The organism is Nonomuraea endophytica (assembly GCF_014203235.1).
Taxonomy (GTDB): Bacteria; Actinomycetota; Actinomycetes; order Streptosporangiales; family Streptosporangiaceae; genus Nonomuraea; species Nonomuraea endophytica.
The window spans coordinates 315736-328870 of sequence record NZ_JACHIN010000002.1; the positions used below are offsets into that span (position 1 = coordinate 315736).

13 protein-coding genes are annotated in these 13135 nt (G+C 71.2%); 3 read left to right on the forward strand and 10 right to left on the reverse strand.

All coding sequences use genetic code 11. The annotated features are described in order from the left end of the window. Positions 1-157 precede the first annotated feature (157 nt). The 9 genes from HNR40_RS09580 to HNR40_RS09620 form a co-directional block, all read right to left on the reverse strand. On the reverse strand, positions 158-781 hold the full coding sequence (locus tag HNR40_RS09580) for an FMN-binding negative transcriptional regulator (protein ID WP_184959921.1): 624 nt from the start codon (positions 779-781) through the stop codon (positions 158-160). Next, positions 772-1614, reverse strand: coding sequence for an ABC transporter ATP-binding protein (locus HNR40_RS09585; protein WP_184959923.1), 843 nt, complete (start codon positions 1612-1614; stop codon positions 772-774). Before HNR40_RS09585 ends, HNR40_RS09580 begins: the two co-directional genes overlap by 10 nt. A 12-nt stretch (positions 1615-1626) precedes the next feature. Continuing rightward, positions 1627-2688, reverse strand: a complete 1062-nt coding sequence (locus tag HNR40_RS09590) for a FecCD family ABC transporter permease (protein ID WP_221340192.1) — start codon at positions 2686-2688, stop codon at positions 1627-1629. 5 nt (positions 2689-2693) lie between these two features. Further along, complete coding sequence (locus tag HNR40_RS09595) at positions 2694-3728, reverse strand: FecCD family ABC transporter permease (protein WP_246508785.1); 1035 nt, start codon at positions 3726-3728, stop codon at positions 2694-2696. Beyond that, the gene (locus tag HNR40_RS09600; RefSeq protein WP_184959924.1) at positions 3725-5107 is read right to left on the reverse strand and encodes a serine hydrolase domain-containing protein; all 1383 of its coding nucleotides are present in this window, start codon (positions 5105-5107) and stop codon (positions 3725-3727) included. Before HNR40_RS09600 ends, HNR40_RS09595 begins: the two co-directional genes overlap by 4 nt. Beyond that, entirely contained in the window at positions 5104-6210 is a 1107-nt protein-coding gene (menC, locus tag HNR40_RS09605) for an o-succinylbenzoate synthase (protein ID WP_184959925.1), read from the reverse strand. The genes HNR40_RS09600 and menC overlap by 4 nt, the downstream gene beginning before the upstream one ends. A 30-nt stretch (positions 6211-6240) precedes the next feature. Next, on the reverse strand, positions 6241-7332 hold the full coding sequence (locus HNR40_RS09610; protein WP_184959926.1) for an ABC transporter substrate-binding protein: 1092 nt from the start codon (positions 7330-7332) through the stop codon (positions 6241-6243). 191 nt (positions 7333-7523) lie between these two features. Beyond that, a complete protein-coding gene (locus HNR40_RS09615; RefSeq protein ID WP_184959927.1) occupies positions 7524-9005 on the reverse strand; it encodes an amidohydrolase in 1482 nt (493 codons plus the stop codon). Positions 9006-9186: 181 nt separating this feature from the next. Next, complete coding sequence (locus HNR40_RS09620) at positions 9187-10578, reverse strand: MFS transporter (protein ID WP_246508787.1); 1392 nt, start codon at positions 10576-10578, stop codon at positions 9187-9189. Between the two features lie 72 nt (positions 10579-10650). Between HNR40_RS09620 and HNR40_RS09625 the strand changes: the two genes are divergently transcribed. Then, a complete protein-coding gene (locus HNR40_RS09625) occupies positions 10651-11115 on the forward strand; it encodes a MarR family winged helix-turn-helix transcriptional regulator (RefSeq protein WP_184959928.1) in 465 nt (154 codons plus the stop codon). On the opposite strand, the gene HNR40_RS09630 is transcribed toward HNR40_RS09625, so the two are convergent. After that, positions 11112-11471: a winged helix-turn-helix transcriptional regulator gene (locus HNR40_RS09630; RefSeq protein ID WP_184959929.1), complete on the reverse strand. Its 360-nt coding sequence runs from the start codon at positions 11469-11471 to the stop codon at positions 11112-11114. The genes HNR40_RS09625 and HNR40_RS09630 overlap by 4 nt on opposite strands. Positions 11472-11592: 121 nt before the next feature. Here HNR40_RS09630 and HNR40_RS09635 point away from each other — a divergent pair, with 121 nt between their 5' ends. Both HNR40_RS09635 and HNR40_RS09640 read left to right on the forward strand, forming a co-directional pair. Beyond that, entirely contained in the window at positions 11593-12471 is an 879-nt protein-coding gene (locus HNR40_RS09635) for an NAD(P)-dependent oxidoreductase (protein WP_184959930.1), read from the forward strand. A 63-nt stretch (positions 12472-12534) separates the two neighbouring features. Next, positions 12535-13131 (forward strand): dihydrofolate reductase family protein, encoded by a 597-nt coding sequence (locus tag HNR40_RS09640; RefSeq protein WP_184959932.1) that lies wholly within the window; start codon positions 12535-12537, stop codon positions 13129-13131. Positions 13132-13135: the final 4 nt, after the last annotated feature.

Sequence of the window (13135 nt, forward strand, 5' to 3'; positions counted from 1 at the left end):
GACCGCCCGTCGTCGGTGGGATTCGGTGTGGTTCCCACTGTTCACCTGCCTGTCGATCCCGGAGTGGTCCGCCCATGGTAGGCACGTCGACCAGCGCGGATCTCGGTGGAAACGACGAGAGCGGCCCGGCTGATTCGTGCGCCTGACCCAGGGCCGGTCAGTGGGGACAGCCGTAGCGTGCCCGCATCAAGGCCGCGGCCTCGACGTGGTGCGCCGCCTCCAGGCCGGCGATGGTGCCCAGGCGGTCGCCCGGCGAGCGGTTCTGGCCGATCTTCAGCTTCACCTCCAGCCGGTCGATCGGCATCTCGAACGCCTGCAGCTCTCCCAGGAGCTCATCGGTCCGGCGCCGCGCCCAGCCGTCGGGCCGCCACCTGTCCAGCCCGTCGGTACGCGCCCCTTCGTGCGCCTTGACCAGCGCCATCAGGTGCCGCTTGACCAGCTTCGGATCGTCGAGCGGCCGGGCGGTGCCGGCGGCCTCGACCGCGCCGAAGTTGTAGGTGGGCAGGCCCTGGTCGGCGTACCAGGCCGGGCTCACGTACGCGACGGGCCCGGTAAAGGCGACACGCAGTGCGGTGCCGTGGCGGAGCGCGCCGGCCACGGGGTCGGCGGCCGAGACGTGCCCGACCAGAGTGCCGTTCGGGCCCTGGTCCCGGCGGAGCTCCACCGGCACGAACGACAGCCGGACGTCCGGGTCGAGGGCGATGACGACCGCGAACGGCCAGCGCTCCATCAGGTCGTGCGCCTGCCCGGTGTCGGCCTTGAAGTCGGGGTTCACGTACACCGGGCACCGGTCCTGTTGCGGGCCGCCGGGATGACCAGCGGCGTCCCGGTCTCGGGGTCGTCGATGATCGAGCAGGGAAGCTGGTAGACCTTCTCGATCAGCTCCGGGGTGACGATCTCCTTGGGCGATCCGCCGGCCACCACCGACCCGTCGCGCATGGCGATCAGGTGGGTGGCGTACCTCGCGGCGAGGTTGAGCTCGTGCAGCACCACCACGATCGTGCGCTCCCCGCTCTCCTGCAGCTCGGCGCAGAGGTCCAGCACCTCGACCTGGTGGGTGATGTCGAGGTAGGTGGTCGGCTCGTCGAGCAGCAGCAGCGGGGTCTCCTGGGCGAGCGCCATGGCCAGCCACACGCGCTGGCGCTGCCCGCCGGAGAGCTCGTCGACGTAGCGGGTCGCGAGATCGCCGGTGTTGGTCCGTTCGAGCGCGTTGGTCACGGCCACGTCGTCGTCGGCCGACCACTGCCGCAGGAACTTCTGGTGCGGAAAGCGCCCGCGGGCCACGAGGTCGGCCACGGTGATGCCGTCGGGGGCGATCGAGGTCTGCGGGAGGAGGCCGAGCCGGCGCGCGACCTCCTTCGACGGGTACTTCGCGATGTCCTCCCCATCGAGTACGACGCTGCCGCGCTCCGGTGGCAGGAGCCGCGCGAGCGCGCGCAGCAGGGTGGACTTCCCGCAGGCGTTCGGGCCGACGATCATCGTGAGCGAACCGTCGGGGATGTCGATCGACAGGTTCTCGGCGACGACGCGCTCGCCGTACCTCAGAGACAGGTTGTGCGCGCGGAGGCGATTGCCGGGGAGCGCGTCGGCCGCGGGCGGGTTCTCTATCTTCATGGGCACTCCACGTCAGAGTCGGGAGGCGCGGCTCTGCTGGTACAGCAGCCAGGCCAGGTAGGTACCGCCGATACAGAGGGTCGGGATGCCGACCGGCATCTGGGAGTCCGGCCAGACGCGCTGGGCGGCGAGATCGCTCACGATCAGGATCAGTGCCCCCATCAGGGCGGCGGGCACGATGGACACCGAGCCGCCGGTCAGGCGGCGCATGATCTGCGGCGCCGCCAGCGCGACGAACGCGATCGGCCCGGCGGTCGCGACGGCTCCGGCGCACAGCACGGTCCCGATCAGCAGCAACCGCAGCCGGGTCGGCTTGACGCGGACGCCGAGCCCCTGCGCGAGATCGTCGCCCATCTCCAGCAGGCGCATCTGGTTCCCGATCGCGAGCACCGGGACGATCATCACGATGACGGTCAGCCCGATGATCTGGACCTGCTGCCAGTCCGCGCCGTTGAGGCTGCCCACCAGCCAGGTGTACGCGCTCTCGGCGTCCTGCAACCGGGCACGGAGCAGCAGGTAGGAGATGAGGCTGTCGAGCAGCGCGGTGGCGGCGACGCCGACCAGGATCAGGCGGAACCCCTGGATGCCGCGGCGGTTGGCGAGTCCGTAGACGGTGGCGGCGGTGGCGAAGCCGCCGATGAGGGCGCCGGCCATGCCGGAGCCTTCCTGACCGCCGAAGACCAGGACCATGGCCACGGCGCCCGCCGAGGCGCCCATGGTGAAGCCCATGATCTCCGGGCTGCCCAGGGGATTGCGGGTCACCGACTGGAAGATCGCGCCGCTGGCGCCCAGCGCGAGACCGACCAGCCCGGCGGTGAGCAGCCGGGGCAGCCGCAGATCGAAGATCACGAACTCCTGGGCCTCTCCCCGGTTGCCGGTCAGCGTCGCCAGTACCTCACCAGGTGACATCGGGTAGTCGCCGACGCCCAGCTGCACCAGCGCGAAGCCGAGGGCGACCAGCACGACCGCGGCGCTCGCGAGCACGGCGCGCGGACTCCAGAGGACCGACCATCCGCGCCAGGCCAGCCGCGCGGCCGTGTGCGGCGCCGCCTGCGCACGGCGGGCCGTCTTCACGGCGCTCACAGTCCGGCCATCCGGCGCCGGCGGATCAGGTAGACGAACACCGGCGCGCCGACGATGGCGGTGACCAGTGCCGTGGGCAGCTCGCCCGGCCGGGCGATCAGCCGCCCGGCCAGGTCGGCGGCCACCATGAGGATCGGCCCGGCGAGCAGGCAGTAGGGCAGCAGCCAGCGATGGTCGGGGCCGGTGAAGGTGCGGACCATGTGCGGCACGACCAGGCCGACGAACGAGATCGGCCCGGCGGCCGCCGTGGCGGCCCCGCACAGCAGCGTGGTCGCGACGACTCCCAGCAGACGGGTACGCCCCACGTTGGCCCCGAGCCCCTTGGCCGCGTCCTCGCCCAGAGCCAGCGCGTTGAGTGAGGAGACCAGGAACAGCGTCAGCACGATCCCGACGACGATGAACGGCGCCACCTGGATCACCACCGGAGCCGTGCGGCCGGACAACGTTCCGACGCTCCAGGCCCGGAAGCCGTTGAACACCGTGGACGACAGCAGGACGATCGCGGAGATCACGCCGGTGAGCGCCGCGGTGATGGCCGCGCCGGCGAGGGCGAGCCGGGCCGGGCTGGCTCCCGCCGTGCCCGCCGAGCCGAGCGTGTAGACGGCCACGGTCGCGATGCCGGCCCCGATGAGGGCGAACCAGACGTAGCCGGTGAGCGAGGCGACCCCGAGGTGCGCCATCGCGATCACCACGCCCAGCGCGGCGCCGGCGTTGACGCCGAGGAGGCCGGGCTCGGCGAGCGGGTTGCGGCTCAGCGCCTGCATCAGCGCGCCGGCGGTCGCCAGTGCCGCGCCGACCAGGACCGCGAGGATCGTCCGTGGCAACCGTACGCCGCGCACGATGACGTCGGCGTCGGTGCCGCCCGCGGTGAGCGACTGCCAGACGTCCGCGAACGGCACGTTCTCGGCGCCCAGGGACAGGCTCGCCGCCATGAGAAGGAGCAGGATCACGGCCGCGACCCCGAGTCCGAGCGTCAGCCGCCGGTGACCGGCCCGCGCCACCACGGGCGCCGGGAGCGTCCGGGTGCTCAACGGACCCGCTCCAGTTCACACCAGTGGGTGAGGCAGTTGCCCACCCGGTCGCCGCTCTCGCCGTGCTTGACCGCCCTGGCGGATCCCACCAGGCAGTCTTCGCCGACGTCGAGGGCGAGTTCGAGCCATGGGCCGGCCCGCAGCGCGTCGGGGGTGGGAAGCTGTGCCTCGGCCGCGAGCATCACGTCGTACGACTCGTCCTCCTCGACCCGGGCCGGGATCCGGCCGTTGCCGGCCACCTCGATCCACGCCGTCCCGTCGCCGGACATCCCCATCCGCAGCGGGATCGCGCCGGTGGGGGTCTCCACCCGGCCGGACCACTCACCGACCGGCATCGGCGCGTCCGCCTTGGGGGCGTCTTCCGGTCCGATGCGGCTCACCAGGCTTTCGAGGAGGATCTCGCACGCCGTACGGGTGTGGGCGAAGGAGCCGGTGCGGTTGACCACCGCGGCGGCGCTCACCCCCAGCTCAGGCAGTACGGCCAGCGAAGCGCCCACCCCGCACATGTCTCCGGCGTGGGCCAGCACCTCGACCCCGCCGGAGTAACGGACGTTCCATCCCAGCCCGTAGCGCTCGGTGGAGGGTTGCGACTCCCCCAGCCCCGGCGTCCGCACCGCCGCCGCCGAACCCGGAGCGAGCACCGCCGACCCGTACGTGTGCGTCAGCCCGAACCTGGCCAGGTCGGCGGCCGACATCCAGGCCATGCTGGCGGCCGGGTGGCTGGTGGTGATCGTCGGGTAGGGAACATGCCGCTCGGCCGTGTACGGCACCGCCGCGTCTTCCCCTCCGGCACCGGCGCCATAGGCGCCCGTACTCAGCCCCAGCGGTCCGAACAGATACCGGTCCAGCAGCTCGCCCAGGGGATGGCCGGTGGCCGCGACCAGCCACGGCTCCAGCACGCCGTACCCCAGGTTGGCGTACTCGAAGCGGGTGCCGGGCTCGTGGATCAGGACGCCGTACCGGTCGACGGCCCGCTCGATGCCCAGGGGCGCCTCGCCGTAGGCGAAGTCCCAGTACCGTCCGAACCCGGCGGTGTGGGTCAGCGCCTGACGCGCGGTCGGCCGGCCGCGGCGGCCTGGACGCGGCCGGTCGAGCCAGGGCAGCCGGTCGGCCAGCGGCTCGTCGAGGTCGATGAGCCCGCGCTCGGCGAGCATGACGCACAGGGTCGCGACGACGGGCTTGGTGACCGAGGCCAGCAGGTACGGCGTGTCGCCGGTCGCCGGCCGCCCGTTGAGGTCGGCCAGCCCGAAGCCGCGGGCCTCCACCCGGTCACCCTGGGCGATCGCGAGCGAGACCGACGGCAGCCGGTGCTGTGCCATCAGGTCCTCGATCCGGTCGGCGACCTGGTCGAGGCTCGGTATGAGCGTGCTGTCGGTCATCGTTCGTAGCTCCAGGTGTCCACGGTGAACGTGCGGAGAAGGTCCGGATCGGGCGTGGCGCCGATGCCGGGATCGGTGGGGACGAGCACGTGCCCGTCCGGCTCAAGCGTGACGGGGTCGGTGATGTCGGTCTCGTAGAAGCGGTCGGAGGCCGACGTGTCGCCCGGAAGGGTGAAGCCCGGGAGCGCGGCGAGGGCGATGTTGGCCCGCCGGCCGAGGCCGCTCTCCAGCATGCCGCCGCACCACACGGCCACCCCGTGCGCCTGGGCCAGGTCGTGGATCCGCTTGGCCTCCAGGTAGCCGCCGACGCGTCCCGGCTTGACGTTGATGATGCTCGCGGCGCCCATCGAGATCGCCGCCGCGGCCGAGCGGGCCGAGACCACGGACTCGTCCAGGCACAGCGGTGTCGTCAGCATCTCGGCCAGCCGGGCGTGCTGATAGAGGTCGTCGTGGTGCAGGGGCTGCTCGATGAGCAGCAGCCCGAACTCGTCGAGCCGCCGCAGCAGCGGGGCGTCGGCGAGATCGTAGGCCGCGTTGGCGTCCACCTGCAGCGGCAGGTCGTCGCCGAACTCCTTCCTGACCGCCCGGACCGGCTCCACGTCCCAGCCGGGCTGGATCTTGAGCTTGATCCGCCGGTATCCCTCGTCCACGAACCCGCCCACGACGTCCAGCAGCGCCGCCACCGACGGCTGGATGCCGACCGAGACGCCGGCCGGAATCCTCGTCCTGGTGGCGCCGAAGTACTGGGCGAGCGACTCCCCGCGGAGCCGGAGCACGAGGTCGAGAACGGCCAGCTCCAGCGCCGCCTTCGCCATGGGATGGCCGACCACGCCGCGCAGCGCCGGCGCCACCTCCTCCGCCGTGGTGACCTCCGCCGCGAGCAGGCGGGGCAGCAGGAACGAACGCATGACGTCCACGGCGCCGCGGCTGTGCTCGCTGGAGTAGGTCGGCTCCCGCTCCGCCACGCACTCGCCCCAGCCCTCGGCCCCTCCTCCCGCGATCCGGACCAGGACGAGCTCGCGCTCGGTGCTGACGCCGTTCGACGTCTGGAACGGCGCGCGGAGCGGCAGCCGCACGGTGCGTATCTCGACGGACTCGATCATGCGTTCCTCCTGTGTTGTCTGGTGCGGCCGTCAGGAGGAGAAGTTCTCGACCTTGGTGCTCGTGTTCCCGTCGATGGCCGCCTTGATCTGCGGGATGACGTGCTCGATCGCGTACGGCAGGCTCAGCACCGTGCCCCAGTCCATCGACCAGAACGCCGAGTCGACCTTCATCCCGGTCGACCAGAGGGAACGGCCCTCCTTGGTGGACTTCAGCCCGGAGACGACCGGGTTCTTCTTCAGCGCCTCCACCTGACCGCCGTCGGTCGTCCACAGCACGAGATCGGCCGCACCGATCAGGGAGAGCTTCTCCGAGGAGATGTCCGCGCTGTAGGCGGTGCCCACCAGCGCGTCCAGCTCGGGCAGGCTCTTGAAGCCGAGGTTGGTGAAGAACTTGGAGCGCGGGGTGGCGGGACCGATCACCTTGAACGTGTCCCCCCAGCACTCGGCGATCGCCACGGTCAGGCCGGCGAAGCCCGGGTTGGCCGCGACGGCCGCCTTCACCTGGCCGGCGACGCCGTCCACCAGCGTCTTGCCCTTGTCCTCCCGGCCCAGGGCGGTCGCGAGCATCCGGGTCTGCTGCTCCAGCGGCGCGTTCCAGTCGGTGAAGCCCTTGGGCTGCGCCACCACCGGGCAGATCGAGCTGAGCTTGTCGTACTCCTTCTTCGTCATGCCGCCCATGACCCCGGTGATCAGGTCCGGCTTCAGCGCGAGGATCTTCTCGATGGAGTACTCCTCGAAGTCGAGGAAGTCCGGGTTCTTGGGGAAGGCGGCCTTGTTCCACGGGTGCAGCGGCGAGTACCAGTCACCGCTGAACACCCCGACGGCCACGGGCGGCACGCCGAGTGCGACGAGGACGTCGATGTCGGTCTGGCCCAGCGCGACGATCCGCTTGGGGTCCTTGGGAACCGTGGTCTTGCCGTACGCGTGCTCGATCACCCTGTCGACGCTGCCGGTGGCCCCGGCCGGCGACGGCTTGCTGTCCTCCTTCGCGCAGCCCGGCACCGCGAGCGCCATGCCCAGCGCTCCGAGCCCGGTCAAGAAGCCACGCCGTCCGAAACTCTGTCGTCCGAAACTCTTCTGTGAGGTGGCGCGCAGCGCGCTGCCTGCCGTCGGCCTGATCATGCCGGACCACTCCTCCACGTTCTGGAACCTCGTCTGGGGTGCGGCATACCTTAGGTCGGCACATCGCCGCACTTCGTCAGTGATCCCGACGAACTCTGCGCCGCCGATCCGTGCGTACGGCAGACGCCGTTGACAGCTCCCGGGCGCCCGTCGAGCCGGTCCGGCAGGAGGTTCGCCCGTTTTGCCGGAGATCACCAACGCCGGTAGACCAGTTCACCGGCGACCACGGTGGCCTCGACGGGCATGGCAGCCAGTTGCCCGGCTTCCTCTGTCTTGAGGGCGCGGGGGTCCGTCGCCAGGACGACGAGGTCGGCGGGCACGCCGGGGGTCAGCCGGTCGTGCCGCATCGAGGCGCTCAGGGCCTGGTCGATGGAGATCCGCTGCTCGGCGTGCCAGGGCGACTGGCCGCGGTCGGCCCTGGACACGGCCGACGCCATCGAGACCCACGGATCCAGCGGCGCCACCGGCGCGTCCGACCCGAAGAGGACCCGGGCGCCGGCCGACAGGAGCGAGGCCAGCGGGAAGGCCCGCTCGGTACGCCCGTGCCAGTGCCGGTCGGCCACGTCGCGGTCGTCGATGACGTGGCGCGGCTGGACGCTCGCCGCCACCCCGAGCCGGGCGAAGCGCTCCAGGTCGCGCGTGCTCACGAGTTGCGCGTGCTCGATCGTCCCCCGGGCGCCGGTCTTCTCGAACGTGTCGAGGGCGAGCGTGTTGGCGCGATCGCCGATCGCGTGGACGGCGGACGTGATGCCTGCCTCGTGGGCCCGGCCGACCAGGTCACGCAGGTCGTCGGCCCCGACCGCCTGCAGGCCGAAGGCCTCCTCCCCGTCGAGGCCGGGGAACGGGTCGTGGCACCAGGCGGTCCGCGTGTTCAGCGAACCGTCCACCACGATCTTGAACGACCCCATCTCGACCAGGCCCCGGGTGCCGGGCAGTACGTCACCGGTGGCCAGCCCGCGACGGATCGCGTCGTCGAGGTGGTCGGTGTACACCCCGCACGCCACCCGCATCGTCACCCCGGACCGGGCCCGGCGCTCCCAGCTGTCCAGGTTCGGCCGGCGCTCGAACTCGACGATCCCCACGGTTCCGCGCGCGTGCGCCCGGCGCACCGACTCGGCCACGAGCGCGTCGAGGTGCTCGACGGGCAGGTCGTTGATCCTGGCCACGAGCTCGTAGCAGTCCTGCTCAAGGACCAGCCCGTCCGAGCGGAGGGCCGGCGCCCACCGGCGCAGGGCCTCGGTGTTGAGCCAGGCGCAGTGGATGTCGTGGCTGATCAGGACGACCGGGACGGGTCCGGTGCAGGCGTCGAGCAGCTCGGCGGTGGGCAGGTCGGGCCAGGTCCCGTCCTGGAAACCGGTGCCGACCAGCGTGGCGCCCGGGTCCAGCGGCCGTTCGGCCAGCCGCGCGCGGACCAGGGCCGCGCACTCGGCCGCCGACCGGGCCGAAGAGACGTCCAGGCGGCTCTCGCGCAGGGCCCACATGTCGACGTGCACATGGTGGTCCCACAGACCGGGCATCACCACCCGGCCGTCCAGGTCGACGGTCTCACTGTTTGCCCGAACGGTCCCGGTGGGGTGGATGGCGGCGACCCGGTCGTCGTGCAGCACGATGTCCATGAGCTGGTCGGCGAGGCGGGCGCGGGTGAGAGTGAGCGTGGTGGGCTTCGAAATCATGGTCACACTGTCCAGGGCCCGCCTGACGCGGACACCGGGCCATCGCACGGATTTGGCCGCAGCGCATCGTCGCGGTCAACGAAAACCTGCCGCCGCCCCCGCCGCCGTAAGTCCGGCATCACCCCTGCCACCGGAAGTGCGGCATCACCCCCCGCCGCCTCGCTCGGCGGCCGTCGTGCGCTCAGGCGTGATCCGGGGCGGGCGCCAGGTCGCGGTTGAGCCTGCCGTAGATGAACGCGAACGCGGCGGCCAGCGCGCCCGCCCCGGCGGCGACGCCGAAGACCCACTGGTAGCCGTGTTCCCCGGGCAGCGAGGCCAGGATGGCGGCGATCACCGCGCCGGCCGTGCTGCCGCCCGCGATGCGGACCAGCGCGTTGATCCCGGCCGCGACCGCGGTCTGCTCGGGCCGGACGTGTTCGACCGCCATCGTGCCCAGCGCGGCGTAGCTGACGCCCAGCCCGATGCCCATGAGCGAGGTGGCGACCAGGATGTCGGCGGGGCCGGTGTGCGCGAAGACGAGCCAGAGGCCCGCCGCGCCGGCGATCGCGGAGCCCGTCCCGACCAGCGAGGCGGCGGCGAAGCGGCGCATGAGCCGGCCCGCGAACAGCGAGATCACCAGCATGAACAGCGTGCTGGGCAGCAGGTAGAGACCGACCTGCAGGACGCTCGCGCGCAGCGCGGGTCCCTGCACGAAGCCGGAGATGCCGGTCATGCTCATGAAGAAGCCGAACCCGAGCAGCATCGAGGCCACGGTCGCGCCGACGGTGCCGCGGTGGACCAGCATCGCCATCTGCACCAGCGGCTCGCTCACCCGGCGCTCGACCAGCACCCAGACGAAGGCCACCACGGCCGCCAGCGCGAACACGCCGAGCGTCGCCGCCGAGGTCCAGCCCCACGTGCCGCCCTGGCTGATCGCCAGCAGGAGCGCCACCAGCCAGACGATCATCAGTGCGGCGCCGGCCAGGTCGGGACGGCCGCCGCCGGCTGGGGTGGTGTCGCGTACGAGGAAGAAGACGAAGAGCGAGCCGATCACCGACAGTCCGGTCGTCACCCAGAAGAGCATGTGGTAGTCACCGGCGACCAGGCCCGCCAGCAGCATGCCGCCGCCGGCGCCGAATCCCATGGTCGCGCTGAGCACGCCGATGCCGGTGGCGAGCTGCTCGCGTGGAAGTACGTCACGGACCACGCCGATCGCCAGCGGTACCAGGGCGGCGACGAAGCCCTGGAGCACGCGGCCCACGATCAACCAGGGCAGGGTGGTGGCCAGCGCGGCGATGACCGAGCCGGCGATGAGCAGGGCCAGCGCGCCGAGGATCACGCGCCGCTTGCCGTACATGTCGCCGAATCTCGACAACAGCGGTGTGGCGACCGCGCTCACGAGCAAGCTGATCGTGAGCGTCCAGCTCACGGCGGTCAACGAGGCGTTCAGTTCGCGCTGGAGGATGGGAAGCAACGGGACGACGGCGGTGTTCTGGACGGCGGCCACGGAGGCGGCGAACGCCAGCACCACCACTCCTGGCCATGGGTTCCTGGTGGGTGTCATGCGCTCGGCGGTCGCGGCGACTGTCGCCATGACGGCTCCTTAGGTAACTTGGGTAAGTAACTGAGAAGCGATAATACATACGTAAGTTAGGTAAGCAAATAGATGGACCAGGATCTCGCTTCCACCGTCGCCGCCTTCCGCAGCGTCGTGTCGACGCTCAAGCGCGCCAAGACCCAGGACCTGATGGGCACGGCGGCCGGCATGCGGGTCGATCAGCCGGACGCGCAAGTCCTGATCCACCTGCTCGACTCCGGCGAGCCGCGCCGGGTCGGCGCGATCGCGCACGCCCTGCACGTGGAGAGCCCGCACGTCACCAGGACCGTCACCAAGCTCGAACGGCAGGGCCTGCTGGAACGCGTGCGCGACCCCGACGACGGCCGGGCCTGGCGGATCTGGCTGACTCCGCACGGAACCGAGGTGGCCCAGGTCTGCATGCGGGTCAACCTGGAGCTCTTCGAGACCGCCATGGCCGCCTGGGACCCGGAGGATCGCGCCGACCTCACCCGCCTGCTCGGCAAGCTCTCCACGGAGATGACGGCGATCCTTGAGGAACGCATGGGGAGCTAGGGCGACAGATCCACCTTCTCCGCCCCGATCCGCTTGATGCGTTCGGTGCCCCAGCGTCCCAGGGAGCTCAGGGCGGCGTTGAGCGAGACGCCGTCCTCGGTCAGCGAGTACTCGACCTTCGGCGGCACCTCGCGATACACCTCACGGTGGACGAGACCGTCTTCCTCCATTTCGCGCAGATGCTGGATCAGCATCTTCTCGCTGACGCCCGGCAGCCCGCGCCGGAGCTCGGCGAAGCGGCGGGTGCCGTAGTTGTTCAGCTCCCAGAGGATCAGCGACTTCCACTTACCCGAGACCACGTCCATCGCCGCGTCGATGCCACAGAAGTACGGGCCCCGTCGTGCTGATGTCGCCATCCGCCCTCCTCTGACGTACTTACCTGTGGGTGGGTACCCCACTAAATAGTCGGTACTGGTCAACCCTAACCGTGGTGGAAAAGGATTGGCCAGGTACGACGAACTCGAAGGGGGACCCAAGATGACGGACAACGTCCAGGTGAGCGTGCTAGGGCTGGGGGCGATGGGCGGCGCTCTGGCGGGCGCGCTGGTGAAGGCCGGACACCAGACCACCGTCTGGAACCGCTCCCCCGGCAAGGCGGACGACCTCGTCGCCCTGGGCGCGCGGAACGCCGCGACCGCCGGTGACGCGGTGCTCGCCGGCCCGCTGGTGATCGCGTGCCTGCTGGACCACGCGTCGGTCCACGAGGTGCTCGATCCGCTCGCCGGTGAGCTGGCCGGCCGTACCTTGGTCAACGTGACCACGACCTCACCGGCCCAGTCGCGGGAGCTGGCCGAGTGGGCGGACCGTGCCGGGATCGCGTACCTGGACGGCGGGATCATGGCCGTGCCGCACATGATCGGGCAGCCGGGGTCGTCGATCCTCTACAGCGGCTCCGCCGAGGTCTTCGAGCGGTACAAGCCGCTGCTGGATCTGTGGGGAACGAGCACCTACTTCGGGGAGGACGCCGGGCTGGCGTCGTTGTACGACCTCGCCCTGCTCGCGGGCATGTACGTGATGTTCGCCGGGTTCATGCACGGCGCCGCCATGGTCGCGCCGGCCGGGGTGACGGCGGGTGAGTTCGCGTCCATGGCCGCGCCCTGGCTGAGCGCCATGACCGGCTCCTTCCAGGGGTTCGCCGCGGTCGTCGACGGCGGCGACTACACCGTCGCCGGGCAGCAGAGCCTGGAGTTCTCCAACCTCAACGACCTCGTGGCCGCCAGCGCCGAGCAGGGCGTCAGCACCGAGGTGATCGGCATGGTCCAGACGCTCGTCCGCCGCCAGATCGACGCGGGCCACGGCCAGGAGGGCTTCGCCAGGATCATCGAGAGCATCAGGAATTCTCCGGCGGACATGTAGAGGACGCCCGGACGGCTCCGACCCTCCTGTGAAAGCGCACCAGAGTCGCAGGAGGTAAGCACGATGAGCAAGGTCATCTGTGACATGTCGATGTCACTCGACGGCTACGTGGCCGGGCCGCACCAGAGCATGGACAACCCGTTCGGCGAGGGCGTGGGCGACCGGCTGCACCAGTGGATGTTCGAGGAGGCCGAGCAGCACGCCAGGGTGATCGAGGGCATCACCGCGGCCGGCGCGTTCATCATGGGCCGCAACATGTTCGGCCCCGGCCGCGGCGCCTGGGACCTGGACTGGAAGGGCTGGTGGGGCGACGAGCCGCCGTACCACGCGCCGGTCTTCGTCCTGACCCACCACCCGCGCGAGCCGCTGACGATGAAGGGCGGCACGAGCTACACCTTCGTCACCGACGGGATCGAGTCGGCCCTGGCCCAGGCGCGTGCGGCGGCCGGTGACCGGGACGTCGCGGTCGCGGGTGGCGCCGAGACGGTGAACAGGTATCTGGCGGCGGGGCTCATCGACGAGCTGCGCCTGCACGTCGCGCCGCTGACCCTCGGCCGGGGCGAGCGGCTGCTGCACGGCGTCGGTGAGCGTGCCCTCGAACCCGTCGGCGCGCCCTGGGGCACCGGCCTGGTCACCCACCTGGCGTACAGGGTGGTGTGACGGG

Bases quoted from the DNA above. Each gene is read 5' to 3' on its own strand.
- HNR40_RS09585 (WP_184959923.1), bottom strand. From the start codon at position 1,614: ATGAAGATAGAGAACCCGCCCGCGGCCGACGCGCTCCCCGGCAATCGC.
- HNR40_RS09600 (WP_184959924.1), bottom strand. From the start codon at position 5,107: ATGACCGACAGCACGCTCATACCGAGCCTCGACCAGGTCGCCGACCGG.
- menC (WP_184959925.1), bottom strand. From the start codon at position 6,210: ATGATCGAGTCCGTCGAGATACGCACCGTGCGGCTGCCGCTCCGCGCG.
- HNR40_RS09610 (WP_184959926.1), bottom strand. From the start codon at position 7,332: ATGATCAGGCCGACGGCAGGCAGCGCGCTGCGCGCCACCTCACAGAAG.
- HNR40_RS09615 (WP_184959927.1), bottom strand. From the start codon at position 9,005: ATGATTTCGAAGCCCACCACGCTCACTCTCACCCGCGCCCGCCTCGCC.
- HNR40_RS09620 (WP_246508787.1), bottom strand. From the start codon at position 10,578: ATGGCGACAGTCGCCGCGACCGCCGAGCGCATGACACCCACCAGGAAC.
- HNR40_RS09625 (WP_184959928.1), top strand. From the start codon at position 10,651: ATGGACCAGGATCTCGCTTCCACCGTCGCCGCCTTCCGCAGCGTCGTG.
- HNR40_RS09630 (WP_184959929.1), bottom strand. From the start codon at position 11,471: ATGGCGACATCAGCACGACGGGGCCCGTACTTCTGTGGCATCGACGCG.
- HNR40_RS09635 (WP_184959930.1), top strand. From the start codon at position 11,593: ATGACGGACAACGTCCAGGTGAGCGTGCTAGGGCTGGGGGCGATGGGC.
- HNR40_RS09640 (WP_184959932.1), top strand. From the start codon at position 12,535: ATGAGCAAGGTCATCTGTGACATGTCGATGTCACTCGACGGCTACGTG.